At 39.8% G+C, this 25,485-nt stretch carries 19 protein-coding genes, 1 pseudogene and 2 riboswitches; of the genes and pseudogenes, 16 read left to right on the forward strand and 4 right to left on the reverse strand.

The genetic code is table 11. The features are described 5' to 3' along the window. Positions 1 to 32: 32 nt before the first annotated feature. The 5 genes from iolC to iolI all read left to right on the forward strand — a co-directional run bounded on the left by iolC (position 33) and on the right by iolI (position 5,791). Complete coding sequence (gene iolC, locus CEF16_RS19640; RefSeq protein ID WP_091585557.1) at positions 33 to 1,019, forward strand: 5-dehydro-2-deoxygluconokinase; 987 nt, start codon at positions 33 to 35, stop codon at positions 1,017 to 1,019. Between the two features lie 13 nt (positions 1,020 to 1,032). Then, positions 1,033 to 2,946: a 3D-(3,5/4)-trihydroxycyclohexane-1,2-dione acylhydrolase (decyclizing) gene (gene iolD / locus CEF16_RS19645; RefSeq protein WP_091585559.1), complete on the forward strand. Its 1,914-nt coding sequence runs from the start codon at positions 1,033 to 1,035 to the stop codon at positions 2,944 to 2,946. A gap of 15 nt (positions 2,947 to 2,961) precedes the next feature. Continuing rightward, a complete protein-coding gene (gene iolE, locus CEF16_RS19650) occupies positions 2,962 to 3,852 on the forward strand; it encodes a myo-inosose-2 dehydratase (protein ID WP_091585561.1) in 891 nt (296 codons plus the stop codon). Positions 3,853 to 3,917: 65 nt separating this feature from the next. Beyond that, on the forward strand, positions 3,918 to 4,955 hold the full coding sequence (gene iolG / locus CEF16_RS19655) for a bifunctional inositol 2-dehydrogenase/D-chiro-inositol 1-dehydrogenase (protein ID WP_091585563.1): 1,038 nt from the start codon (positions 3,918 to 3,920) through the stop codon (positions 4,953 to 4,955). Beyond that, positions 4,952 to 5,791, forward strand: a complete 840-nt coding sequence (gene iolI / locus CEF16_RS19660; RefSeq protein ID WP_091585565.1) for a 2-keto-myo-inositol isomerase — start codon at positions 4,952 to 4,954, stop codon at positions 5,789 to 5,791. Before iolG ends, iolI begins: the two co-directional genes overlap by 4 nt. 141 nt (positions 5,792 to 5,932) lie before the next feature. Here the strand turns inward: iolI and CEF16_RS19665 are convergent, their stop codons facing one another. Genes CEF16_RS19665 through CEF16_RS19675 form a run of 3 tightly spaced genes read right to left on the reverse strand, consistent with a single transcriptional unit; the run spans position 5,933 to position 7,931 of the window. Further along, positions 5,933 to 6,706 (reverse strand): SDR family NAD(P)-dependent oxidoreductase, encoded by a 774-nt coding sequence (locus CEF16_RS19665; RefSeq protein ID WP_091585567.1) that lies wholly within the window; start codon positions 6,704 to 6,706, stop codon positions 5,933 to 5,935. Positions 6,707 to 6,757: 51 nt separating this feature from the next. After that, positions 6,758 to 7,147, reverse strand: coding sequence for a tautomerase family protein (locus tag CEF16_RS19670; RefSeq protein WP_091585569.1), 390 nt, complete (start codon positions 7,145 to 7,147; stop codon positions 6,758 to 6,760). A gap of 22 nt (positions 7,148 to 7,169) precedes the next feature. Next, positions 7,170 to 7,931, reverse strand: a complete 762-nt coding sequence (locus CEF16_RS19675) for a DeoR/GlpR family DNA-binding transcription regulator (protein ID WP_091585571.1) — start codon at positions 7,929 to 7,931, stop codon at positions 7,170 to 7,172. 218 nt (positions 7,932 to 8,149) lie between these two features. Here CEF16_RS19675 and fba point away from each other — a divergent pair, with 218 nt between their 5' ends. From fba to CEF16_RS19720, 9 genes and pseudogenes are all read left to right on the forward strand, one after another. After that, positions 8,150 to 9,001: a class II fructose-1,6-bisphosphate aldolase gene (gene fba / locus CEF16_RS19680; RefSeq protein ID WP_091585573.1), complete on the forward strand. Its 852-nt coding sequence runs from the start codon at positions 8,150 to 8,152 to the stop codon at positions 8,999 to 9,001. Between the two features lie 431 nt (positions 9,002 to 9,432). Then, positions 9,433 to 10,344, forward strand: coding sequence for an AraC family transcriptional regulator (locus CEF16_RS19685; RefSeq protein ID WP_091585575.1), 912 nt, complete (start codon positions 9,433 to 9,435; stop codon positions 10,342 to 10,344). Positions 10,345 to 10,462: 118 nt separating this feature from the next. After that, positions 10,463 to 11,523, forward strand: a pseudogene (locus tag CEF16_RS19690) (MFS transporter); the annotation flags it as partial. 328 nt (positions 11,524 to 11,851) lie between these two features. Continuing rightward, on the forward strand, positions 11,852 to 12,808 hold the full coding sequence (locus CEF16_RS19695; RefSeq protein WP_091585577.1) for an AAA family ATPase: 957 nt from the start codon (positions 11,852 to 11,854) through the stop codon (positions 12,806 to 12,808). 3 nt (positions 12,809 to 12,811) lie between these two features. Continuing rightward, on the forward strand, positions 12,812 to 14,005 hold the full coding sequence (locus tag CEF16_RS19700) for a DUF58 domain-containing protein (RefSeq protein WP_091585579.1): 1,194 nt from the start codon (positions 12,812 to 12,814) through the stop codon (positions 14,003 to 14,005). A gap of 16 nt (positions 14,006 to 14,021) precedes the next feature. Further along, on the forward strand, positions 14,022 to 16,163 hold the full coding sequence (locus CEF16_RS19705) for a transglutaminase TgpA family protein (protein ID WP_091585581.1): 2,142 nt from the start codon (positions 14,022 to 14,024) through the stop codon (positions 16,161 to 16,163). A 35-nt stretch (positions 16,164 to 16,198) separates the two neighbouring features. Further along, positions 16,199 to 16,300, forward strand: a riboswitch (purine riboswitch). 292 nt (positions 16,301 to 16,592) lie between these two features. Beyond that, positions 16,593 to 18,131, forward strand: a complete 1,539-nt coding sequence (guaA, locus tag CEF16_RS19710) for a glutamine-hydrolyzing GMP synthase (RefSeq protein ID WP_091585583.1) — start codon at positions 16,593 to 16,595, stop codon at positions 18,129 to 18,131. Positions 18,132 to 18,226: 95 nt separating this feature from the next. Then, a riboswitch (purine riboswitch) is annotated at positions 18,227 to 18,327 on the forward strand. A gap of 157 nt (positions 18,328 to 18,484) precedes the next feature. Beyond that, a complete protein-coding gene (locus CEF16_RS19715; protein WP_170032183.1) occupies positions 18,485 to 19,798 on the forward strand; it encodes an NCS2 family permease in 1,314 nt (437 codons plus the stop codon). A 685-nt stretch (positions 19,799 to 20,483) separates the two neighbouring features. Next, on the forward strand, positions 20,484 to 21,473 hold the full coding sequence (locus tag CEF16_RS19720; RefSeq protein WP_245917931.1) for a S8 family peptidase: 990 nt from the start codon (positions 20,484 to 20,486) through the stop codon (positions 21,471 to 21,473). A gap of 63 nt (positions 21,474 to 21,536) precedes the next feature. Here CEF16_RS19720 and CEF16_RS19725 read toward each other — a convergent pair whose 3' ends face one another. Further along, complete coding sequence (locus CEF16_RS19725; protein ID WP_091585584.1) at positions 21,537 to 22,412, reverse strand: YitT family protein; 876 nt, start codon at positions 22,410 to 22,412, stop codon at positions 21,537 to 21,539. A 240-nt stretch (positions 22,413 to 22,652) separates the two neighbouring features. Here CEF16_RS19725 and CEF16_RS19730 point away from each other — a divergent pair, with 240 nt between their 5' ends. Further along, complete coding sequence (locus CEF16_RS19730; protein WP_091585586.1) at positions 22,653 to 23,645, forward strand: NADPH:quinone oxidoreductase family protein; 993 nt, start codon at positions 22,653 to 22,655, stop codon at positions 23,643 to 23,645. A 456-nt stretch (positions 23,646 to 24,101) separates the two neighbouring features. Beyond that, on the forward strand, positions 24,102 to 25,406 hold the full coding sequence (locus tag CEF16_RS19735) for a Zn-dependent hydrolase (RefSeq protein WP_091585588.1): 1,305 nt from the start codon (positions 24,102 to 24,104) through the stop codon (positions 25,404 to 25,406). Positions 25,407 to 25,485 lie beyond the last annotated feature (79 nt).

The raw sequence follows: 25,485 nt of genomic DNA on the forward strand, positions 1-25,485 counted from the left end.
TTCAAAACAAGAAAGGAGAGACCTCATTCAAAATGAATATTTCATTTCAAACAGATAAAGAATTCGATGTAATTGGTTTTGGCAGAGCATGTATCGACCTTAACGCAGTGGAATATAACCGCCCGATGGAAGAAACGATAACCTTCCAAAAATATGTGGGTGGATCTCCTGCTAACATTGCTATAGGGAGCTCTAAGTTAGGGTTAAAAGCAGGATTTATCGGGAAAATTCCTGACGATCAGCATGGTCGTTTCATTGAGCAGTATTTGAGCGAAAAAGGAATCGACACGTCCAATCTGGTCGTTGATAGAGAAGGCCGTAAAACAGGGTTGGCGTTTACTGAAATTTTAAGCCCGGAAGAGTGCAGCATCCTCATGTATCGTGAAAACGTAGCGGACCTTTATTTAGAGCCGACCGAAGTCCACGAATACTACATTACACGTGCGAAGATTCTATTAATCTCTGGAACGGCACTTGCACAAAGCCCGTCTAGAGAAGCAACTTTAAAGGCAATTAATCTAGCAAAAAAGAACAACATTAAAGTTGTGTTTGAATTGGACTATCGCCCGTATACATGGAAGTCTTTAGAAGAAACAGCCGTTTATTATTCTTTAGTAGCTGAAAAAGCAGATATCGTGGTTGGAACTCGTGATGAATATGACGTAATGGAGAACCTTTCCAATGAAGGGGATAATCAAGCAACCGTTGATTATTTATTCCAGCATGAGCCAGAATTAGTGGTTATAAAGCACGGAGTCGACGGATCATATGCTTACACACGTTCTGGAGAAACATTTAGAGGCAGGGCTTACAAAACGGAAGTATTAAAGACGTTTGGAGCAGGAGACTCTTATGCATCTGCTTTCCTTTATGCTCTTGTCACGGGAAAAGATATTGAAACAGCATTGAAATACGGCGGTGCTTCTGCATCTATCGTAGTGAGTAAGCATAGTTCTTCGGAAGCGATGCCGACAGTAGCAGAAATTGAAAAGTTGATACAGGATGACAATACCTATTAAGGGGGGATGAGCCATGGGAACGATTCGATTAACCACAGCACAGGCGATGATTAAATTTTTAAACCAGCAGTACGTTCATATTGATGGGGAGGAGTTCCCGTTTGTGGAAGGAATCTTTAATATTTTCGGTCACGGAAACGTGCTTGGAATAGGACAAGCGCTAGAACAAGATTCCGGTCATTTAAAAGTAATCCAGGGAAAAAACGAACAGGGAATGGCCCATGCAGCGATTGCCTACAGTAAACAAAAGCTTCGCAAGAAAATTTATGCGCTAACCACCTCCAGTGGTCCAGGGTCCGCAAACCTTACGACAGCAGCAGCAACGGCACTCGCAAACAATATTCCATTATTGCTTCTTCCAGCTGATACGTATGCAACCCGTCAGCCAGATCCAGTGCTGCAGCAAGTAGAACAAGAGCACAGCATGGCGATCACCACAAACGATGCGCTAAAGCCAGTATCCCGCTATTGGGACCGTGTTCAGCGTCCGGAACAATTAATGACGAGTTTGATCCGTGCATTTGAAGTGATGACAGACCCAGCTAAAGCGGGTCCTGCGACAGTCTGTATTTCCCAGGACGTGGAAGGAGAAGCGTTTGACTTTGAGGAAGAATTTTTCCAAAAGCGCGTCCATTATATTGATCGTAAAATTCCCAGCGAGCGGGAGCTTAATGGAGCAGCAGAAAAAATTAAAAAAAGCAAGAAACCGCTTATCGTTGTCGGTGGCGGCGTAAAATATTCCGAAGCACGTGAAGCTCTTATGAACTTTTCTCTGCAATACAATATCCCGCTTGCCGAAACACAAGCAGGAAAATCAGCTGTTGAGCATTCGTTTATTAATAATCTTGGCGGGCTCGGCATCACAGGGACACAAGCTGCCAATAAAGCGGCGCAAGAAGCAGATTTGGTCATAGGGATCGGCACACGTTATACCGATTTTGCCACATCATCGAAAACGGTGTTTAACTTTGAAAAAGCTGAATTTCTCAATTTAAATGTCAGCCGTATGCAGGCATATAAGCTCGATGCCTTTCAAGTGGTTGCTGATGCCCGTACTACCTTAGAGAAGCTTACTCCAAAGCTTGAAGGGTACCAAAGCGAGCACGGATCTTCTATTGTAGAGAAAAAGGAAGAATGGAAGAAGGAACGCGATCGTCTGCGTTCGGTTGCATTCGATAGAAATGATTTTGATCCGGAAATCAAAAATCATTTTTCACAAGAAACGATGAACGAATATGCAGATACTTTAGAAACAGAATTTCCACAAACCAATGCGCTTTTGACAGCAAATGAAGCAGTGGATGAAGATGCAGTAGTAGTTTGTGCTGCCGGGTCGCTGCCTGGAGATTTGCAGCGATTGTGGGAGACGAACACACCGAATACGTATCATTTAGAGTATGGATATTCGTGTATGGGATACGAAATCTCCGGAACGTTAGGAGTAAAACTCGCTGAACCGGACAAAGAAGTATACGCTGCAGTAGGGGATGGAAGCTTTTTGATGCTTCATTCAGAACTTGTGACAGCCCTTCAATATAAGGAGAAAATTAACATTCTTCTCTTTGATAACTCGGGATATGGATGCATTAATAACCTGCAAATGGACCATGGAAGCGGAAGTTACGAATGTGAATTCCGTACAGCAGAAAATAAAGTGCTTAACATTGACTATGCCAGGGTAGCAGAAGGATACGGGGCAAAGGTTTACCGGGCCAACACGGAAGAAGAATTAAAAGCAGCGATTGCCGATGCAAAAAAGCAAGATTGTTCCACGTTGATTGAAATGAAAGTACTTCCAAAGACCATGACAGACGGTTACGAAGGAAGCTGGTGGAACCTTGGAGTAGCAGAAGTAGCGGAAAATGAAAGTATCCGGGATGCTTTTGCATTTAAAGAAAAAATGCTTGAAACAGCGAAAAAATATTAAGAAAGGAGGAGCTTAATGAGTCATCAAGATATCCAATGGGGAATCGCACCAATTGGCTGGAGAAATGACGATATACCTGAAATCGGAAAAGATAACACATTGTCGCATTTATTAGGAGATATTTGCATTTCCGGATTTGACGGGACAGAAGTTGGTGGATTCTTTCCGGAGCCTGACGTATTAAACAAAGAACTGCGCCTTCGTAATTTAAAAATTGCAGGCAAATGGTTCTCGAGTTTTATCGTGCAAGATGGGGTAGAAAAGGCCGCAAAAGCGTTTCAAGAACACTGTGCTTACCTACAAAAAGTGGGTGCGGCTGTAGCAGTTGTATCAGAACAGTCATACAGCATACAAAAACTGAAGAAAAATGTTTTTGAAGAAAAGCCCGAATTCACTGATCAAGAATGGGACAAACTGACGAGCGGACTTAATACGCTGGGGGAAATCGCTAATGAGCATGGATTAAAACTTGTATTTCATCACCATATGGGAACAGGCGTCCAAACGCTCGAGGAAGTTGATCGGCTCATGGAGAGAACCGACCCCGCAAAAGTTCACCTGTTGTACGATACAGGCCATATTTACGTATCTGATGAAGAATATATGCCGCTTCTTCGAAAGCATATGGACCGCGTTGCCCATGTTCATTTCAAAGATGTACGTAACCACATCATGAAGGAATGTGAAAAAGACGGAAAGTGTTTCCTCGATTCATTTTTAGAGGGGATGTTTACTGTACCTGGCGATGGAGACTTGGATTTTACAGAAGTGTACGATGAATTATTAAAACATGATTACAAGGGCTGGGTTGTCATCGAAGCAGAGCAAGACCCAGCAATAGCTCATCCGCTTGAATATGCATTGATTGCAAGGGAGTATTTAGACAACAATCTTTTGAATAAATAATTGCAGAGTTGCTTAAGGGAATGTTTAGCTTCTCTGCTTCACTCAAATGAAAGCGAGGGATTTTGATGACACTAGGATTTGGAGTAGTAGGAACTGGAGCGATTGGCCGCGAACATATTAAACGTATTACGAAAACGCTTACGGGTGCAGATATTGTTGCGGTAACAGATGTGAACCAAGAATTAGCTGAAAAGACAATCGGCGATTTAGATTTAAATGCAAACGTTTATGAAGATGATTCTGCCCTCCTGCAGGATGACAATGTCCAGGCCGTCCTTGTGACAAGTTGGGGACCTGCTCATGAAAGTACCGTGCTTAAAGCAATTGAAGCAGGAAAATTTGTATTCGTAGAAAAACCGTTGGCAACAACAGCAGAAGGTTGTATGCGTATTGTGGAAGCAGAGCAAAAGCACGGAAAACGTCTCGTACAAGTCGGTTTTATGCGTCGTTATGATAACGGTTACCGGCAAATGAAGCAGGCGATTGAAAACAATTTTATCGGAGAACCACTTATGGTCCGCTGTGCCCATCGTAATCCGGAAGTAGGAGAGCGGTACACGCTTGATATGGCCATTTTAGATACTCTCATTCATGAAATCGATACGCTTCACTGGCTCGTAGGAGATGATTATAAATCTATTCAAGTGACGTATCCAAAGAAAACAAGCAAAGCATTAGAGCATTTAAGAGATCCTCAAATTGTGACATTAGAAACAAAAAGCGGAATAATCATTCATGCAGAAATTTTTGTAAATTGTCAGTTTGGTTATGATATCCAATGTGAAGTGATTGGAGAAGAAGGAATCGTGAAGCTTCCAGAAGTACCGACACTGGAATATCGAAAGGACGGTGTACTTGGATCAGGTATCCTTCAAGACTGGCAAAATCGATTTAACGATGCCTTTAATAACGAGTTTCAAGACTTTATCGACTCGGTTAGGCACAAAGGGGAACCACAAGGACCATCATCTTGGGATGGATACATTGCAGCAGTTACAGGAGATGCCGGCGTAAAGGCACAGAAATCTGAGAAAGTGGAACCAATTGAACTTCCAGACCGTCCGGAATTTTATCAACAAAAGAAATCGGAGGAAATCGTATGAAACTTTGCTATAACCAGGCGACAACTCTTGAAAACTCCAACCTGGAAAAAGACTTAGAGCTATGTGAAAAGCATGGTTACGATTATATTGAAATTCGCACAATGGATAAGCTTCCAGAGTATTTAGAGAGCCATTCTATTGATGATTTGGCAACATTTTTTCAAAATAACCATATTAAGCCACTCGCAATGAATGCTCTTGTTTTCTTTAATAATCGCACAAAAGAAGATCACCAAGCAAATATTCAAGAGTTTAAAGACACATTGGAGAAAGCGAAGAAAATTGGTGCGGAATATATTGTTGCAGTACCGCTCGTTACAGAAGAAAAAATTTTAAAAGAAGATATTAAGCAAAGTGCGGTCGAGGTGTTAACGGAACTTTCTGCCCTTGCTGAAGCTTATGATATTAAGGTGGCGCTGGAGTTTGTCGGTCACCCGCAATGTACGATTAACACATTCGGGCAAGCGTACGATATTGTTGAAACCGTGAACCGAAGTAACGTAGGACTTGTTCTTGACTGCTTCCATTTTCACGCAATGGGCTCTGATATGGAAGATTTAAAAAAGGCAAATGCGGATAAAATCTTTATTCTTCATATTGATGATACAGAAGATTTTCCAATCGGCTTTTTGACTGATGAAGATCGTGTTTGGCCGGGTCAAGGGGCAATTGATCTGGAAGGAATTATTTCAACTGTTAAAGAAAAAGGATTTGATGGTGCGGTATCTGTTGAGTTATTCCGTCCGGAATATTACAAACTGGATCCAGATGAAGTGATTAAGACTGCAAAAGATACTTCGTTAGAAGTTTTAAATAGGCTTCACGCAATTGTATAAAGAAAACGCATTCTAAAAATGTACGTTTATTACACTTGCCACTTGGCGTTTTGTCAAGTGGTTCTTTTATTATAGCGCAATTTTTCTGAGAAACAAAAGAAGACTGCGTTAAATGGTAACACAGTCTTCTTTTAAGAACTATTATTGAGTTGAAAGATGACCATTAACAAGCCAGCCCCCATCTACCTTCAGAATGACACCTGTCACGTAATCAGAATCCTCTGAGGCAAGAAACGTAGCAGGACCAGCCATATCTTCTGCATTAGCTAGTCGTCCGAGAGGGATACGATCTTCTAGTTGTGCCGGATCATGAACCCCTTTTTCCACTAAGTTATCGAAAATCGGTGTGCGGACGTATCCGGGGCTAATAGCGTTCACTTGTATATTGTACTTGCCCCATTCTAATGCCAGCGTTTCTGTTAATTGGCGAACGGCACCTTTACTAGCAGCATAGGCTGCACGTTGCGGTATGCCGGCGTGCGCCGCAATCGAAGTGATGTTAATTATTTTACCGCCGGTGATTTGTTTTATCATTTGTTTACCGACTAGCCTGGACATAAGAAATGTGCCGGTTGAGTTAACATCAATGCATCTATTCCAGCTGTCCAAACTTAACGATTCAGATGGAGAGACCATAGTCATTCCGGCTGCGTTCACCAGAATATCTACACTGCCAAAACGATCTTTTGTCGTTTGGACGATTTGCTCGGCCTCTTTTTCTTTTGAAACGTCTCCAGCAATGTAATCTGTTGAGGCGCCTAGCTCGTTTAGTTCTTTTGTTTTTTCTTTTAGAGATGCTTCTGTTCTTGCTGTGATCATAACGGAAGCACCTTCTTTAGTAAAAGCGGTGGCGATAGCACCACCGATTCCGCTGCTTCCGCCGGTTATAAGAGCGGCTTTATTTTTTAGTCTCATATATTATATTTGACTCCTCTCTTAATTGAAGCCACCTTCAAATAACAATCGCTATAGTTTCCCTGTTAAAAATTGGGCTTCACCGTTTCCGAAGCTCCAATCTGCATCGCTGTTTTCTGTAATATTTACCATAACGTCTTCTGGTGAAATTCCACATTCTTTTTCTAAACTCTCGACAATTAAACGGTAAAGATTCTCTTTCTTTTCTTTCGTTCTTGTCTTACTGACAACGCTGATTACAATAACATTGTTTGTTCGCGTTAGACCAAGCCCGGTGTCTTCAATTATCATTTCATTTGGTTTGTGCTGATGCACTATTTGATAACGATCAGACTCGGGTACATCAAATGCTTCAACCATTGCATGATGAGCAGCATCTAGCATCTTTTTCAGTTCTTTGTCACTGCGGCCTTCTATTACATCAAATCTTAATAATGGCATATGGTTTCATCCTCCTAAAAAGTTATGCCTTTTCTGCGATACGTAAAAGGACATTGTTTTTTTCTAAATAATTTAAAAATGCATCAGACAGATTACTGTCTGTTACAATACAATCCACTGATTCAAGAGAAGTATAGGTGATCAACGCATGTTTATCAAATTTGGTTCTATCTGCTAAGACATTGACTTCAGCGCTTTTTTTGACGACTTCTTTTTTTATCTCATTTTCCAACGGAGACGCATGCGTTACCCCGTTATCCATGGAGATGCCAGTAGTAGCCATAAATGCTTTATTTATGTTGTATGAAGTGAGAACATTGGTATTTTGTAAGCTGATAAATGAATTTGTGGCAGAATCAAACAGACCGCCGGTTGTAATAATGGTAATATTCGGCTCTTGTTTGGCGTGCACAATAAAGTCAAGATTATTGGTTAGAACTGTTACCTTCTTTCCTCGTAAGTATTCTGCCATGTATACGGTAGTGGTGCCGCTGTCTACGAAAATAATATCATCATCTTCCACCATTTCTGAGCCAGCTTTAGCAATGCGGTGTTTAGCCGTTTCGTTTACAATTTGTCTTTCTTCATACTGTGCCAGTTGAGAGTCGTGAATGGATACGCCTCCGTGCACTTTTTTTAACTGCCCATCATTAACGAGCTTTTGGATATCCCGGCGAATAGTATTCACAGAAACATTAAATGTTTCCGACAGATGATCAAACGAGACAACCTGGTTTCTTTCAACATATCTTCGTATTTCTTCAATACGCTGCGTTTTGATCAATTAAGACCCTTCCTAACTAACTAATTTCTGCTCGTCTTTTTATATTATCAATAGATTATCTAAAAATTATTAAATATGGAACAGGATATATATATGGATTACTCATCACTATTATATCATAAAACAAAATTTTATACATTTATTTATCAAAAAATAATCAAAAGATATCAAAAAGATGATAAAATACAGATAAATAATAATGAGGAGTGGTAATAACGATGTTAGTCTCGATGAAAAAAATGTTACAAGAAGCAAAGCGAGAAGGGTATGCAATAGGACAGTACAACATTAATAATTTAGAGTTTATTCCAGCTTTTCTGCGCGTGGCAGAAGAGGAAAAATCACCTATGATAATCGCTGCCTCTGACCGTATGGTAGATTTTCTCGGGGGATTTAAAAATATCGCAGGGATGGTTCAAACTCTTTATGAAGACATGGAGATTAAAGTACCTATTGCTCTTCATCTTGATCATGGTCAAAGTGTGGCACGCTGTAAACAGGCAATTGATGCTGGGTTTAGTTCTGTCATGATTGATGGATCCCATCATCCTATTGATGAAAATATCAAAATGACGCAGGAAGTGGCTGCTTATGCTAAGCCGTACGGCGTGTCAGTAGAAGCAGAAGTTGGAACTGTCGGAGGGCAAGAGGATGGTCTTGTTGGCGGAGTGCAATATGCGGATGTACACGAATGTATTAGGTTAGTACAAGAAGCAGAAATTGATGCGCTCGCCGCAGCTCTTGGATCGGTTCACGGACCATATCAGGGAGATCCGAATCTTGGTTTTGAACAGATGGAGGAAATCTCTCGCCAAACGCAAGTCCCCCTTGTATTACACGGAGGAACTGGTATCCCAACACACCAAATTCAAAGAGCGATCTCTTTGGGGCATGCAAAAATTAACGTAAATACGGAAAGTATTCAAGCATGGACGAAAGCTGTCCGAAAAAAGCTTTCAGAAGACGAAAAAGTTTATGAACCACGACTTATCTTGCTTCCAGCAATTGAAGCCGTAGAGAAATCCGTGAAAGAGAAAATACATGAATTTGGAACGAATGGTAAAGCGTAGTACTATTTCTTAATTATAAAGTTCGTATTGCATTGAATAAAATGTTCTAAGAAGTTTAGCGTTGTAACAGGACGTAATGCTTCACGATGTGTGGCTTCTACGTTTAACTTGCACAGGACGTGCTGACTTTTGCATTGTGATCACAACGTTTAAGAAGTTAGCAGAAGTTTCTTAGAGCGGTTGCTGGCATTAGCCGATATTGCACGTCCTATGCGTTGACGTGTACGTTCTTAGTAGAAGTTCATTTATTTTAGCGCCGAACTGCCTTTTTTGGAGTGCTTAATGTTTTTTCGCAAAGAAATATTTGTAAAAGATTTGAAAACGTGAAAAAAGTTACTTTCGGAAGCTGGCTTGGCAGTGTTTTAATGAAAAACAAATGAGTAATCTCTTAACAAACGCTAGTTGTAATCGTATAAACAAGGAGGGGTTTTTTGACATTAATAAATTTCGTATCAGGGAAAATCATTTTGAACCAAATGGTTAATCGCATAGATCAAAACGGAGCCGCCTTCAAGATTCACTATTGGGGGGCGATGCCTGAACATTATAATACGCTTCGACATAAACATTCTTTTTTTGAAGTGTGTTACGTTTTAGAGGGAGAAGGGGTTTATTTAGACGGCAACCATACTTATCCGCTGCAAGGAAATACGATGTTTATATCTAGGCCAAATGTTTCGCATCAATTAAAAAGTGAAAAAGGATTGTTTCTCATACACGTTGCATTTGAATTAATAGAATCTGAATCGAGTCAAGAATGGATAAATATTATAGAAGATGCCAAGCAATGTCCGAAAGTAATCGTACAGATAAATGAGGAATATATTGCTGCTATGTTGTGGAAATCCTTGTTCATCCAAGCGACAAAGGCAGAACATCCTTTTTTTGAAGAAACACTGACAAACCTGGCTGGGAATCTTATTATTTCGTTGTTAGAAACCTTTGTGCCCCTTTCTCAAAAGGGGAAACAAAAGAGCCTTATTGCCCCATCTTCTTCTCCACTCCTTAAACAAGTAAAACTCCATATTCGCGATAATCTTTCAGGTTCTTTAAAACTAACGGATGTAGCGAGTCATTTCCATGTATCCAGCCGGCATTTATCTCGTATATTTGTATCTGAGCTAGGTGTTAGTTACTCAGAATTTGTTCAAAATGAAAGAATACAAAAAGCCGCATCACTGCTTAAAACAACCGATTTATCTATTAGTGACATCGCCTTTGAAAGCGGTTTCTCATCCGTTCATTATTTTACTCGTGTGTTCGCCTCTATTATGCGTGATCCTCCTGGGCGTTTCCGTTCACTCTATACAAATTTAAAAACAACTGAATTTACAGATTATTAATTGTTACCATTTATACAGTTGAAATGGTTTTTTGTTCATTAAAGTCCAGCAATAACGGTAGAAACAAAACTATTTTTATGAAAAGTCTTCAGAATATAAATCGATTGGTGATTTAATGTTGTCTGATCGTAACGGAAGACGCAAGGCTATCATTCATCTTGCTATTATCTTTTTTGTTGCCACACTCGGGTGTACTTTAGCACCAAATGCTATCATTATGGTTATTTTTCGTTTCATGTTGGGGTTAGCAGTAGGGGGGCGCATCAGTTACGGTACCGACTTTTTTAGCGGAAATAGCTCCTGCAGAACGAAGAGGGCGTATGGTTACTCAAAACGAATTAATGATTGTTACCGGACAGTTATTAGTCTTTACGCTTAATGCCGTTATTGGGAACACAATGGAAAGACCACGCTGGTATGCATCTAAAGGTGAATTTGGAGACGCTTTCAACATTTTAAAAAAAGTACGTGAAGAAAAATAGGCTAAGACAGAACTTGATGAAATCGAAACCAACATTGCCGAAGAGTCCAAAATTAAAAAAGCAAGCTTTAAAGACTTAACTGTTCCTTGGATACGCCGCATCGTTTTTCTAGGAATTGGAATCGCTGTCGTCCAGCAAATTACAGGTGTTAACTCAATTATGTATTATGGTACAAAAATTTTAATAGATTCTGGCTTCGAAACGAATGCCGGACTAATTGCAAATGTTTCCAATGGTATCATTTCGGTATTAGTTACTTTCGTTGGTATCTGGCTTCTTGGAAAGGTAGGCCGCCGTCCAATGTTGTTGACTGGTCAAGTAGGTGTGACTACTGCACTTCCTTTTGTTGTGATGGCATTGACCGTTACTTTTCTTGCTTTTATGCAGGAAGCCATTGCACCAGTGACATGGCTGATGCTTAAATATTCCCATTGCAGTTGCGGGGAATGGGGATGAATGTAAGTGTATTTTGTCTTCGGACTGTTAATTTTCTTATAGTTTGGTATGTCCAGTGGCGCTCAGCAGTCTTGGTTTTACTACAACGTTCTTTATTTTTGTAAGGCTTAACGTTTTGGCAATTGCTTTTGTGATGAAATTTTTGCCAGAAACGAAAGGACGTACGTTGGAGCAGTTAGAACAATATTTCCGTTCGTATGATGAACAAGCACTTCGATCAACTGCTAGAAAAGCAAATTAAAGTCCCAAAGATATATCATAAATAATCGATAGTTATATATTTTTGAAAGCATCTTCATATGAAGATCGAGACGGATGAAAGTTTAGTACTTTATGAAAGAAGGAAATTTGTCGTTTAATCAATAAGGCCATTACTTGTCCATTCGTGTATTTTGAGACAAGTAATGGCTTTTATTGTAACAACTGTATTATCTTTTTTCTCTCACAATAGTAAGAGGTTTCTGTTGATGTAAATGATTGGTTGTCCTCTTCCATCCCAAAAAAACGGCTAGATATGATAATATGAAAGGTAGTGAAACGATGCAGCTGATTATTGGAGGAATTCTACAGTGAATGAAAATCGTTCTGCCTTGCAAACTGTTATTGAAAATATAGAACGCGTTGTAGTGGGAAAACGCGAAGAAATAGAACTAAGTTTAACTGCTTTATTAGCCAAGGGCCATGTTTTACTTGAAGATGTACCAGGGGTTGGGAAAACAATGATGGTTCGAGCGATTGCTCGTTCCATTGGAGCAGAGTTTAATAGAATACAGTTTACACCTGATTTACTTCCTTCTGACGTAACTGGTGTCTCTATTTATAATCAGAAGACACTTGCCTTTGAATTTCGTGAAGGTCCAATCATGGGAAACGTCGTACTTGCAGATGAAATCAATCGTACTTCTCCAAAGACACAAGCTGCTTTATTGGAAGCATTGGAAGAAAAAAGTGTGACGATTGACGGAACAACTCGTCCTCTCCAGGATCCATTTTTTGTAATGGCCACACAAAATCCTATTGAATACGGAGGGACATATCCGCTTCCAGAAGCCCAGCTTGATCGTTTTCTATTAAAATTAAAAATGGGCTATCCAAGTTATGAGGAAGAATTAGAAGTACTAAATCGTGTAGCTGAAAAACATCCAATTGAGGATTTAACAGAAGTGCTTTCGCTTGAAGAAGTCCTTGCTATGCATAAGGAAGTTACACAAGTGTATGTAGATGCTTCAATCAAACATTATATTATAGCTATCATTAACGAAACGAGAACACACAGGGATATTCATTTAGGTGTCAGTCCACGTGGGTCGATTGCATTAATGAAAACAGCTCAGGCATACGCTTTTCTTCAAGGAAGAGAATACGTTATTCCAGATGACGTGAAGTATTTATCACCTTTTGTTCTCTCGCACCGCCTTATTTTGAGACCCGATCTGCAAATGGTGGAAAAATCAGGTGAAGACGTCATCGGTGAAGTTCTTAACACTTTACGAGTTCCCTTATCTAAAAAGGAAGCGGTGCGTTAAAACATGAAGTTATGGGGGGCGGTTATAAAAGCCATAAAGCTTCTGTCCATATTCGTAATGGCAGGGGCTTTGTATGCTTATGCGATGTTTCAGGGAGGATATGTGAGCTGGTTTTTGTTTTATAGTGTTATAGTGATTGTTTTATTTAACGCTGTTTTTATTCTATATCCGCTTCGCTTTATAGAGGTGGAACGGCGGATAGATAGAAGGCTGCTTTCTTATAATGAAACAGTGAAAGTGGACCTGGTGTTAAAAAAGAAAATACCGTTTCCTCTCCTTTTTTTGAGTGTTTATGATGAGGTTCCATATGGTTTAAGAGGGCAAGGCCAAACCTCAGGTACGGTCTTTTTCTTTGCAGCAGCAAAAAAACTAAGTTATACGTATGAGGTTCGGGCAAACAGACGGGGTGAATACCATTTTTCTCCTATTTATCTGCAGGCAGGGGATTTATTTGGCTTTTTTCAAAAAGAACGAACAGTAGTTTTACCTGTCACGTTAACAGTTTTTCCGAGACTTCTGCCGTTACGAAGATGGAATACTGCTCAACGAGATGAACAGTATAGCACTCTTTCTGTTTCCTCAAAGTCAATAGAGGAGGCATTTTCAGTTGCTGGGGTAAGGGAGTATATACCGGGCGATAAAATGACAAGTATTGATTGGAAAATGTCGGCAAGAGCCGCAAAATTAGTTACAAAAGAATTCGAGTCACAAGAGGGAAAAGGATTTCTAATGGTACTTGAAAATGACAAGACAGATCATTGGACAGAACCTTTTGAAAGAGCCGTAGAATTTGCAGTTTCTTTTATTGATTACTGCTATAAGCAAGAGATACCTGTTGGTTTTACACTTTCGGCTCGGAGCGAAATACTGATCGAAGAAGAAACAAAACAAAGCCATTTTCAGCAGATTTATAAGGAATTGGCTAAAGTGAAAAAAGAAAAAATTTCTCCCAATACTACCAGTGCTGCTAAGCGGTTTTCAGGCCGTTCTATTGTCTGGATTTCTCCAGGGTTAACACTTCAGACATTAGATGTGCTCCAGCGAATAGCTAGTCCTGGCAAAAAGCTTGTCGTTTTTTATATTCCGAATGAAACAAATAACAGCTTGGAGAAAGAACGTCTTTATCATTTGCAAAGGCAAAAGGTCAATGCTTTTGCTATTCAGTTAAAGGAATCTTCGTTTGAAGTCACTTCTTAAAAAGGGGGAAACCATATTGGAAAGCTCAAAGCGAACACCGCGTCTGTTTCTTCTATATATGCTTGGCTATTTGTTATTAATGGAGTGGCTGATTCCTTTGCCAGAAGTAACAAAAACGGCATTTGTTCCTGTATTTATGGCTGTCGCTGCTTTCTTTTTTCTAATTATGTTTTTAGGGTTTCCTTGGTGGGGAACATTACTGCTTATATTTGCAGGGATATTGTTCGGTCTTCATACGATATTTTTTGATTCCGCTTTTTTAGGAAGAGGATGGTGGAACACGCTTATTACCGATATTGGTCATAATGTCGGTTTTATGTTTGGCGGGCAGTGGCATGGTTTGAGTGATTTGTTTCGCAGTCTATTATTTCTGGTTTTATTAGCAATCATGAGTTATTTAATTTATTTTTGGGTCGTACATGCACGGCGTATTCTATTCTTTTTCGTTTTCACGGTGATTTATATAGGAGTAATGGATACGTTTCTCCCATACGATGGGAGCCGTGCAGTAATACGAATATTTATCATTGGCTTTGTGTTGATGGCGCTGCTTCAATGGGACAGACTGGCTGCATTTTTTCCCGGTGCGAAGCGAAGGTCTTTATGGCTGCGCTGGTTTTTTCTTTCCATGGTTGTTTTAGTCATTGCAGCTGGGGTGGGGATGGCTGCTCCTAAAGCTGACCCGCAATGGCCGGATCCTGTTCCATTTCTTGAATCTAAGACAGTTTTAGATGGAGAAAACGAATTAGGAAACAATAACGCACGGAGGATTGGATACGGTGACAATGACGAACGTCTTGGCGGCGGTTTTGAAATGGATGAATCTGTTATTTTTACAGCAAAAGGTGAAAGAAGCGGGTATTGGAGAGGTGAATCCAAAAACGAATATACGGGGCATGGCTGGAATTCCGATACCCCTGAAGATTCTGCCGATCGGAGTACGTTTTTTGAAGACACGGTCCAAACAGAAGCTCAAACAGTTGAAGTAGAAATGGCAGATAACAGGGCATTTGACTTTGCTTTTTATCCAGGAGCTTTTCATTCTTTAGATATTCCGGGTGAGAATAATGTTCAAACTCAGGTGGACAGATATTCTGGTAAAGCCAATATCCTAGTCAATGAAGAGTCTTATGAAACGGATGCTTATATTTTAACTTATGAAGATCCTGAATTTCCTATAGACAAAATGCAAAATGGTTCAAGTGAAGATCCAGAAGAAATTACAGAATACTACCTATCGTTACCGGAGGACCTGCCTTCTTCTATTCATGAGTTAGCGGAACAATTAACAGAGGATGAAGATAACCGCTATGATAAGGTTCGGGCTGTAGAAGATTATCTTCACGGACCTGAATTTGTGTATGATACGTCTAATATTGCTGTACCCGAAGAAGGTCAGGATTACGTAGAACAATTTTTATTTAAAACCCAAAGGGGTTACTGCGATAATTTCTCTACCAGCATGGCTGTCATGCTGCGCACCCTTGATATTCCAACAAGATGGGTGAAAGGATTTACAGAAGGAGAAGAGTTAAACAGTGGTAATGAAGAAACACTTTATGAAGTGACAAACGCCAATGCCCATTCTTGGGTAGAAGTGTACTTTCCAGATGTAGGCTGGGTGCCTTTTGAGCCAACACGCGGCTTTACTTTTGAATTTGATTATACTAGAGAAAATACAGAAGCTGACAATGACCAAGAGGAAGAAAAAGAAGAAGAGGAAGAGCAAGAAGAGGAGGAAGAAACAGAAGAAAATAATGAAGAAGAGGAAGAAGATGTGTCGTCTGCTGGCTCAAGCATGCCGGTTTGGCCTTTTTTGGCGGGCGGTGTTTTCGTAGTAAGCATGGTGTTTATCTTCCGTTTTTATTTAATGAAAAGGATTCTTCTTTATCGATTTAAAAATGCAAGGGATACCTCTGCATTCACCAATGCTTTTCACTCTCTTTTATGGCTGCTTGGCTATGCAGGATTTAAAAAAGAAGATAGTGAAACGCTGCGGGAATATGCATGTCGAATTGATAAATTATTTGAAACAAATGACATGTCTTACCTCACATATGAATATGAAAAAATTCATTATGGAATGCAATCTCAGGCAGTGAAGACATCTTCTTCTTTGTCCGCTTGGGAAAACATGGTGAATCGAATAAAAGCTTGACCGCCCTAAGTGCTACTGCTAGAATGATAGGCATGTTTTAGTCGCATATATCTCTTCGTATATCCTAGGGGGATGGGCCTGGGAGTCTCTACCTGGTCACCGTAAATGACTGGATGACGAAGGCAGTTCTTGTATTGGATGATATCTATAAAGGTATCAATCTTTGTTCCCGGACCTGCCTTCGTTTCCCTAAGAAACAAAGGCAGGCCCGGGTTATTTTATATAAAAACATATTGAATACAGCAGTATTTAATGTACAGGACTGTTGTTTAACGGTTTCGTTTATAAGGCAACCAGCGGCGTTTTTATAACAATTATCGCTTATCAGAAGAATAGGGAAATACCACTTTTTCTATATTATAGGTTTCAATTTAAATATGTTGTTTACACTTTTAAATATAATATGACTTTAATTGAGGTGGAATAGACATGGAACAAGACAATGAAATGATTGTTGTCCTCGATTTTGGAGGCCAGTATAATCAATTAATTACACGCAGAATCAGAGACTTGGGGGTCTACAGTGAACTCCACCCAAATTCTATCAGTGCTGAAAAAATAAAAGAGTTAAATCCTGCAGGTGTTATTTTTTCTGGTGGGCCTAACAGCGCTTATACAGAGGGAGCTCCTTCCTGTGACCCGGAAATTTTTAATTTAGGAGTTCCGATTCTAGGTATTTGTTATGGAATGCAGCTTTTAACCCACCACTTTGGCGGTAAAGTAGAGGCTGCTAATCATAGGGAATATGGGAAAGCAGTCATTAAAGTTGAAAATGATTCTGCTTTATACCATGATCTTCCGGAAGAGCAATCCGTTTGGATGAGTCACGGCGATCTTATTGTTGCTCCTCCTGAAGGATTTGAAATTGATGCTGTCAATCCGTCATGCCCGGTCGCTGGCATGAGTGATAAAAATAGAAAAATGTACGGTGTTCAATTTCATCCAGAAGTTCGTCACACTCAATTTGGAGATGACCTATTAAAAAACTTTGCATTCGAAATTTGCCGCTGTGCTGGCAATTGGACGATGAGTAACTTTGTCGATGAACAGGTAGATATTATTCGCGAACAAGTAGCAGATAAAAATGTTTTGTGTGCATTAAGCGGCGGCGTTGATTCATCAGTAGTAGCTGCTTTGATACATAAAGCAATTGGAGACCAGCTTACCTGCATGTTCATTGATCACGGCTTGCTTCGTAAGAATGAAGCGGATAGTGTAATGAAAACATTCGGTGAAGACTTCAACATGAATTTGGTGAAAATTGATGCACAGGACCGATTTTTAAATAAACTTGAAGGGGTATCAGATCCTGAACAAAAACGGAAAATCATTGGGAATGAATTCATTTATTTATTTGAAGAAGAAGCCGGCAAGTTGACTGATATGGACTTTTTAGCACAAGGGACTTTGTACACAGATATTATCGAAAGCGGCACAGATACAGCACAAACCATTAAATCCCATCATAACGTTGGCGGTTTGCCTGAAGATATGAATTTTGATTTGATTGAGCCGTTGAACAGTTTATTTAAAGACGAAGTTCGGAAACTGGGAACAGAGCTTGGTGTACCAGATGAAATTGTATGGCGTCAGCCTTTTCCAGGTCCAGGATTAGGTATTAGAGTACTTGGTGAAATCACAGAAGAAAAGCTTGAGATTGTTAGAGAATCAGATGCAATTTTGCGTGAAGAAATCAAAAATGCCGGGTTGGACCGAGAAATTTGGCAATATTTCACGGCTTTGCCTGATATGAGAAGTGTTGGAGTCATGGGTGATGCCAGAACCTATGACTATACAGTCGGAATCCGAGCGGTTACTTCTATCGACGGAATGACATCAGATTGGGCGCGCATCCCTTATGATGTATTGGAAAAAATCTCTACACGAATTGTAAATGAAGTTCAGCACGTTAACCGGGTTGTGTATGATATTACTTCTAAGCCGCCTTCGACGATTGAATGGGAGTAAAATATTCTATAAGCCGAATGAAATCGCTAAATAATCTATCAACGTTCGGTTATTGGTTGACTTATGAAAAATCAGTTGCTAAACTATGGATAGGTAATAAGTAATATAAGCTTTTTCGTATAATCGCGAGGATAGGGCTCGTGAGTCTCTACAGGCTACCGTAAATAGCTTGACTACGAAAAATCTGCGGCTTGAAATGTATGAAAACGAGAAAATCCGTTCATTATATTCCAAGGGTTGATTTTTTGTATTAAAGAAGCTCCGGGTAGTTCGTGCTGCCTGGAGTTTTTTTGATGTGAATTATTATTCGCAGATTGTATTACAGAGACCAATATGAAATGGAGGAGCTTATTGTGAATCGCTATTTTGAGTTTGAAAAATGGAAGACCAATTTCCGTCAGGAAAGCGTTGCTGGATTAACGACATTTTTGTCTATGGCTTATATTTTGTTTGTAAACCCCCTTATTTTATCTGATGCGGGAATGGATCAAGGGGCGGTTTTTACAGCAACTGCTCTTTCCGCTGCAATTGGTACGATTATTATGGGACTTATTGCTAGATATCCTATTGCACTAGCACCAGGGATGGGGCTGAATGCATTTTTTGCTTATACAGTCGTTCTAGGAATTGGCATTGAATGGCAGCTAGCCTTATTTGGTGTATTACTTTCAGGTATTATATTTATTTTAATTACGTTATTTGGTATCCGAGAAAAGATTATTAATGCTATACCCGCACAGTTAAAATATGCTGCAGCTGCTGGTATAGGTTTATTTATTGCTTTTATAGGGCTGCAAAACGCGGGAGTAGTTGTACCGGATGAAGAAACAGCGGTAACCCTTGGTAATATGACCAGTCCTGCTACCATCCTCGCTTGTTTTGGACTAGTTGTTACGGCAATATTAATGGTACTGGGCATCAAGGGCGGTATTTTTTACGGAATGGTCATTACTGCTGCTGCAGGTATGATAACTGGTTTAATTGGGTTGCCAGAAGGTATTATAGGATCAGTCCCAAGTTTAGCTCCAACGTTTGGATCTGCTTTTTCAATTCTTGGAGAAATGGAATGGACAAGTCAGTTACTTGTACAAATGTTAATTGTCGTATTAACTTTTCTGTTTGTTGACTTCTTTGATACCGCAGGTACACTGTATGCGGTGGCAAATCAAGCTGGTTTTGTGAAAGACAATAAACTGCCGCGTGCTGGAAGAGCATTGCTGGCCGATTCGTCAGCCACTTCTATTGGTGCAATTCTCGGTACTTCTACAACGACGGCTTATATTGAATCTTCCTCAGGTGTTGCAGCGGGCGGGAGAACAGGTTTTGCATCTATTGTAACAGCTGCATTGTTTCTTCTTGCTATGTTTTTTTCACCGCTTTTAATTGTCGTTACAGAAGAAGTGACAGCTCCGGCACTTATAATTGTAGGGGTGTTAATGGCTTCGTCTTTAAGACTGATTGAATGGAATAAGCTTGAGATCGCTCTGCCTGCCTTTTTAACAGTAGTCGCTATGCCTTTGACATACAGCATTGCAACAGGTATTGCACTCGGTTTTATTTTCTATCCGATAACGATGCTTCTTAAAGGCAAAAGTCGTGAAATTCATCCTGTAATGTATGTATTGTTCTTTGTTTTTATAGCGTATTTTGCATTTTTAGGAGAATAGAAAAGCTCTGTTGTATGCCTTTATATGCAAAAACACATGGCCAGTTATAAAAATGGTCATGTGTTTTTTTGCTGCTCATAAGTCAGTTAATATACTTGCTTTCATCTTGGAGTCTCACGTATTTCAGATGCTAGATGACCATCTATCCTAAACAAATCTTTTTTTTTTGAAATTATCATCTTTCTAATTCTGCAAAATTGTTACATATTGAATGAATTTCTTCATTCATTTCTATATCATTATAAACGATCATTATATAAAATGTCCTCGTTATCGTTCGATTTTCGCTACAGGCGGACGCTTTCACTCTCTGGGCACAAGCGCGACATCTACTCCAACTCACTTTGTTCGTTATCGTAGTGTTTTCTTTGCCGCGGGCTTGGCTTCAGCCTCCTCGGCAGCAAGCTGCCTGCGGTGTCTTCAGTTCAAGCTTATCCCGCAGGAGTCGCCGCCTTCCGCTACAATCAATCGATATAATGTTCGTTTTTGATAATCAAAATAGTACTTATGAAATTGATTCATATTATATAATCCACTCTAAACTTTTTGGGAGACTTCCTTTACATGATGACAAGACGATTTTTATAATGGGTTGATACTTACAGAAACAAGAATAAAGACGGAGTGCGGTCGGTGGAAAATAGAGGTAGAATTAAAGTAAATATTCAGGTAAGGAGGAATTGTTGTGAAAAAACAAGTACGGTTAATTCCTTATCGTGTCGAAGAAGTGTTGAATGCATCTGAAGAAAAAATTCCTAAAGGCGTTGAAATGATACGAGCCCCTAAACTTTGGAAGGAAGGTTATAAAGGAGAAGGAAACGTTATTGCGGTTATAGACACAGGCTGCCAGCCGGACCATCCCGATTTAAAAGATCGAATTATTGGCGGAAGAAATTTTACTGATGATTACAATAGTGATCCTGAAAATTTTTCAGATAACCAAGGCCATGGGACTCATGTAGCTGGTACTATTGGTGCTACTTTAGATGATTCAGGAGTCGTCGGTGTTGCACCTCAAGTGAATCTTCTTATTTTAAAAGCTCTTTCTGGAGAAGGGTATGGATCATATCAAGGCATAATAGATTCTATTCATTATGCAATAGACTGGCGAGGAGATAATGGAGAAAGGGTCCGTGTCATTTCTATGTCACTAGGCGGGCCGAACGATATTCATGAAATGCATGATGCGATCAAAAGGGCAGTTGAAAACAACATCCTGGTTGTCTGCGCAGCTGGCAATGAAGGAGACCAGGATGAAAGTACAGAAGAAATTGCTTATCCTGGATATTACAAAGAAGTAGTGCAGGTAGGGGCCGTTGATTTTGATCGAAATTTAGCTGAATTTACTAATTTCAACGATGAAATTGACCTGGTAGCCCCAGGGGTTAATATTCTTTCCACTTATCCGGATAATAAATTTGCGAGACTGTCAGGTACATCAATGGCTACTCCTCACGTGGCAGGGGCAGCCGCCCTTATTATTAATCAATGCGAAGATGATTTTAACAGGGAGTTAACGGAGCCGCAAATCTATTCACAAGTCGTGAAAAGAACCGAATCTTTAGGGAACAGCAGGAGCATGGAAGGAAATGGTTTAATTGTGCTGACAAATTACGTTACAAGCTCTGAAGATAAGAAAAGACGTCAAAAGAAATATGCTTCAAAAAAATCATAAAGTTCTTTGTCTGAAAAGAGAATATATAAAAGCGCAGCCTCTTTTACAGGGGTTTGCGCTTTCCTATATTTTCCGACTTTCTGGATCAAAGGTGAAACCTTCGCCCGCTACTTCTTTTACGTCATGAACAGCTACGAAAGCGTATGGGTCCACGTCATTAATAATGGATTTTAGCTGAATCAGTTGATTTCGATTGACCACACAATACAACACATTACGTTCATCACGTGTGAAGCTCCCTCTTCCGGTTAATACCGTCGATCCTCGGTGCATGCGTTTAATAATGGCGTCAGATATAGCATCGGTATAATTGGAAATAATCATAGCAGATTTTCCGGCATTTGCCCCTTCGATAATAAAGTCAATAACACGAGTTGCAATAAAGACAGCAACAAGAGTATACATAGCTTCAGGTAGTGTTAAATGAATTAAGGAAAATGAAATAACAAAGGCGTCAAACATAAACATAAATGTACCGATCCCTATCCCGAAATATTTCTCCGCCAGCCGGGCGAGAATATCTACGCCGCCTGTTGTACCGCCTGCACGAAATATGATCCCAAGTCCAGTTCCAGCAAAAACCCCGGCAAATAAAGAAACAAGTATCATATCGTTTTGAAGAGCTACATTCATATGCCAATATTTTTCAAAAAAATGAAGCGAGCCGGAAAGCATCAATGTGCCAAACACGCTGTATATAAAAACTTTTCGACCTAGAAGCTTGTAGCCTACAAAAAACAAAGGAATGTTTAACACAAGGTTCGAAATCGAAGGTTCAATTGTAAACAAATAATAAATGACGAGAGTGAGACCAGTAAAACCACCGTGAGCCAGCCCATTTTGCAAATTAAAATGAATAAGGCCAAAACCGAAAACTATTGTACCTAGAAATATAATCAATATATTGGTTAAGCGAATGCCTTCAAATAGATTTTTCAATCGGGTATCCTCCTATTCTCTGTCATTATAAACCTTAAAAAAGCTGTTATACACACAACCAGAAAAAACTAGCAGCCAATAAAAGAGCTTCTCTTTTCAGTATGGCCAATTGTAAACGAAAAAGCCATTTATCGACGCAGTGATTATTGGAAAGAGTGAGAAGGAAATAATTAAAAGGAATATAAATGATTTTGTAGAAGGTTGTCAGAGTAATACGACTATTGAGGAGGAACCACTATAATGACCAGTTTTCAAGCAATGATGGTAGAAGAGACAGGCAATAAGGAAGTAGAAAAACGTATCCGTACGCTTACATTAGATGATCTGCCAGAAGGAGATGTTCTCGTAAAAGTTCACTACTCCAGTGTGAATTTCAAAGACGGTATGGCTTCTATGGCAAACGGAAACATTGTAAATGAATACCCGATGGTTCCTGGTATAGACTTAGCAGGGGTAGTAGAAGATTCGTCAGATACTCGCTTTTCTAACGGTGATAAAGTCATCGTAACAAGTTATGAATTAGGAGTTTCTCATTATGGAGGTTTTGCTGAATATGCAAGAGTTCCGGCAGAGTGGGTTGTACCGCTGCCTGAAGGTTTAGATTTAAAAGAAGCTATGATCTACGGTACAGCTGGTTTTACAGCTGGTTTATCTGTTATACGGCTTGAGGAGGAAGGAATTACTCCAGAAAGCGGCACTGTACTTGTAACAGGAGCTACAGGCGGAGTAGGAAGCATGGCAGTTGCAATGCTTGCTCACCTAGGATACAACGTGGTAGCAAGTACTGGTAAATCCTCTGAACATAATTATTTAAAAGAGTTGGGGGCAAAAGAAATTCTTTCACGAGAAGACGTGCAGCCGGAGAAAATCCGTCCGCTTGATAAACAACGCTGGGCTGGAGTTGTTGATCCAGTAGGAGGTGAAACACTGGCATATGCGTTAAGCACGCTTGCCTATGGCGGTGCTGCTGCGGTAAGTGGGTTAACCGGGGGGACAAAGATTCCAGCCACAGTGTTCCCATTTATTTTAAGAGGTGTGAACCTTGTAGGTATTGATTCTGTCTATTGCCCAATGGATAGAAGAAAGCAAGTCTGGAATCGTCTTGCATCAGATTTAAAAGTCAAAAATTTACTCGAAACGATAGCAAGTGAGATTACAATAGAGGAGCTTCCGGAAACATTAGAACAAATTCTTCAAGCGCAAGTGCGGGGGAGAAAGATCGTCCGTTTATAAAAATATAGAAAAGAGGAGGTGCTTCATAAAGGCAAAGGAGCAGCCTCTTCTGTTTTTGGCATTGCATTTTATTTCAAATAGACTTAATGAAAATATACTAGGAACATAAATGATCTCTCGCATATTAAAGCAGGGCCTTGTCATTAAGATATCGGTGAAGAAGATAACTCATATTGGCATCTTTCTCTTTTCTAATCTACCCATTGATTAAAATCTTGGTGCATGTCATTCGTTTATCAGAGTTAAAATCCACTTTTCATCATTTCGAAAGTGAGTATGCTAACCTCAAAAGCTTAAATAATTTTTCTGAATTTTCTATCATTTAGATTGTCGTTAGATAAAAGTCAAAAAAGAAGGAATAAACTTTATTCTCTAGAAGCTAGGTGAGGAAAAACTTATACTGTTACCGACAAAATTTTTAATATTCACAGTGTAATAAAAGGGGTATGGTTACGTATGAATGTATTTTCTAAGAAAAGATTGCTGGCTTCTAACGATAATTTAGCTCTAACTGAATCTCTCAACCCAGGAATTTTGGCAGATAGACTGGCTTCCTTAGCAGAAATAGGGAAAACAGAAGATGGTGGAGTTACACGCTATGTCTACACTGAAGAAGAAGCGGATGCCAAAAAGTTGTTTCGTTCCTGGATGGAAAACGCGGGACTAAAAGTAAGGGAAGATGCAGTTGGAAATATGTATGGGAGATTAGAAGGAAAAGAGCCTGAACTTCCTGCACTGCTTACCGGGTCGCATTTAGACACAGTACCTAATGGAGGTGCTTTTGATGGATCGTTAGGATGTGTCAGCTCGTTAATGGCTATCGAAGCAATTATTCAAGAACATGGACAATTGAGAAGATCGCTTGAATTAGTAGTGTTTGCTGATGAAGAAGGGGCTCGGTTTGGAAGTGGATTGTTTGGAAGCCGGGCTGCCATGGGAGAAGTAAGTAAGGAGGATTTGTTTCAGCTTCGAGATGAAAATGGAGTTACAGCAGCAGAAGCAATGAAAAGACAAGGCTACGCGCCAAATAAGCTGAAAAAATGTGTATACCCGAAAGAGGAAATTCACGCATTTTTAGAACTTCATATAGAACAAGGCAAAAGCTTAGAACAACAACAGAAAAATATAGGCATTGTCAACGGAATTGCAGGCCCTTCTTGGCTTGAGGTGATTTTTGAAGGAGAAACAGATCATGCAGGTAATACACCTATGGACATGCGGTCTGATGCTGCAGCTGGAGCGGCTGATTTAGTTTTGTCGATTGAAAATATTCCCCGGGAAATAAGCTCGACTGCTGTCGCTACAGTAGGAAAATTGCAGCTTTTTCCCAATGGATCGAATGTTATCGCAGGAAAAGCAGAGATGACAGTCGATGTTAGAGATATAGATGAAGAAGTACGCGACAATATGTTAATTGAAATAAAGAGAGAAGCAGAACGGATTGCGGAAAAAAGGGGTTTGAAAACGGAAACGAAGATTCAGATTAAAATACCGCCTGTCCCGGTTCCTAAGTGGATCCAGCAACATGCACAAGAAGCAGCAGAAAAATTGAAGCTATCCTATAATTATTTACCAAGCGGGGCAGGCCATGATGCGATGATTGCAGGTAAATACGTACCTTCTGGGCTCATATTTGTGCCGAGCTATCAAGGGAAAAGTCATTCACCGGAAGAATTCACCTCATTGAAAGATTGTTTTAACGGAGTATTGGCACTAAAAGAAATAGCAGAAAATATTGGAAACGATAATGGGCAGAGTTAAGGATTTAACTCCTTGAAAATAGAGTATTATTTAGCAGCAAAGGAAAAACTATACTTGACGATTATAGAGAAGGTGAAAC

Source organism: Alteribacillus bidgolensis (assembly GCF_002886255.1).
In the GTDB taxonomy this organism is placed as follows: Bacteria; Bacillota; Bacilli; order Bacillales; family Marinococcaceae; genus Alteribacillus; species Alteribacillus bidgolensis.

Coding starts and splice junctions, on each gene's coding strand:
- iolG (WP_091585563.1), top strand. CDS start 3,918: ATGACACTAGGATTTGGAGTAGTAGGAACTGGAGCGATTGGCCGCGAA.
- CEF16_RS19700 (WP_091585579.1), top strand. CDS start 12,812: ATGAAGTTATGGGGGGCGGTTATAAAAGCCATAAAGCTTCTGTCCATA.
- CEF16_RS19670 (WP_091585569.1), bottom strand. CDS start 7,147: ATGCCATTATTAAGATTTGATGTAATAGAAGGCCGCAGTGACAAAGAA.
- CEF16_RS19665 (WP_091585567.1), bottom strand. CDS start 6,706: ATGAGACTAAAAAATAAAGCCGCTCTTATAACCGGCGGAAGCAGCGGA.
- guaA (WP_091585583.1), top strand. CDS start 16,593: ATGGAACAAGACAATGAAATGATTGTTGTCCTCGATTTTGGAGGCCAG.
- fba (WP_091585573.1), top strand. CDS start 8,150: ATGTTAGTCTCGATGAAAAAAATGTTACAAGAAGCAAAGCGAGAAGGG.
- iolD (WP_091585559.1), top strand. CDS start 1,033: ATGGGAACGATTCGATTAACCACAGCACAGGCGATGATTAAATTTTTA.
- iolI (WP_091585565.1), top strand. CDS start 4,952: ATGAAACTTTGCTATAACCAGGCGACAACTCTTGAAAACTCCAACCTG.
- iolE (WP_091585561.1), top strand. CDS start 2,962: ATGAGTCATCAAGATATCCAATGGGGAATCGCACCAATTGGCTGGAGA.
- CEF16_RS19735 (WP_091585588.1), top strand. CDS start 24,102: ATGAATGTATTTTCTAAGAAAAGATTGCTGGCTTCTAACGATAATTTA.
- iolC (WP_091585557.1), top strand. CDS start 33: ATGAATATTTCATTTCAAACAGATAAAGAATTCGATGTAATTGGTTTT.
- CEF16_RS19730 (WP_091585586.1), top strand. CDS start 22,653: ATGACCAGTTTTCAAGCAATGATGGTAGAAGAGACAGGCAATAAGGAA.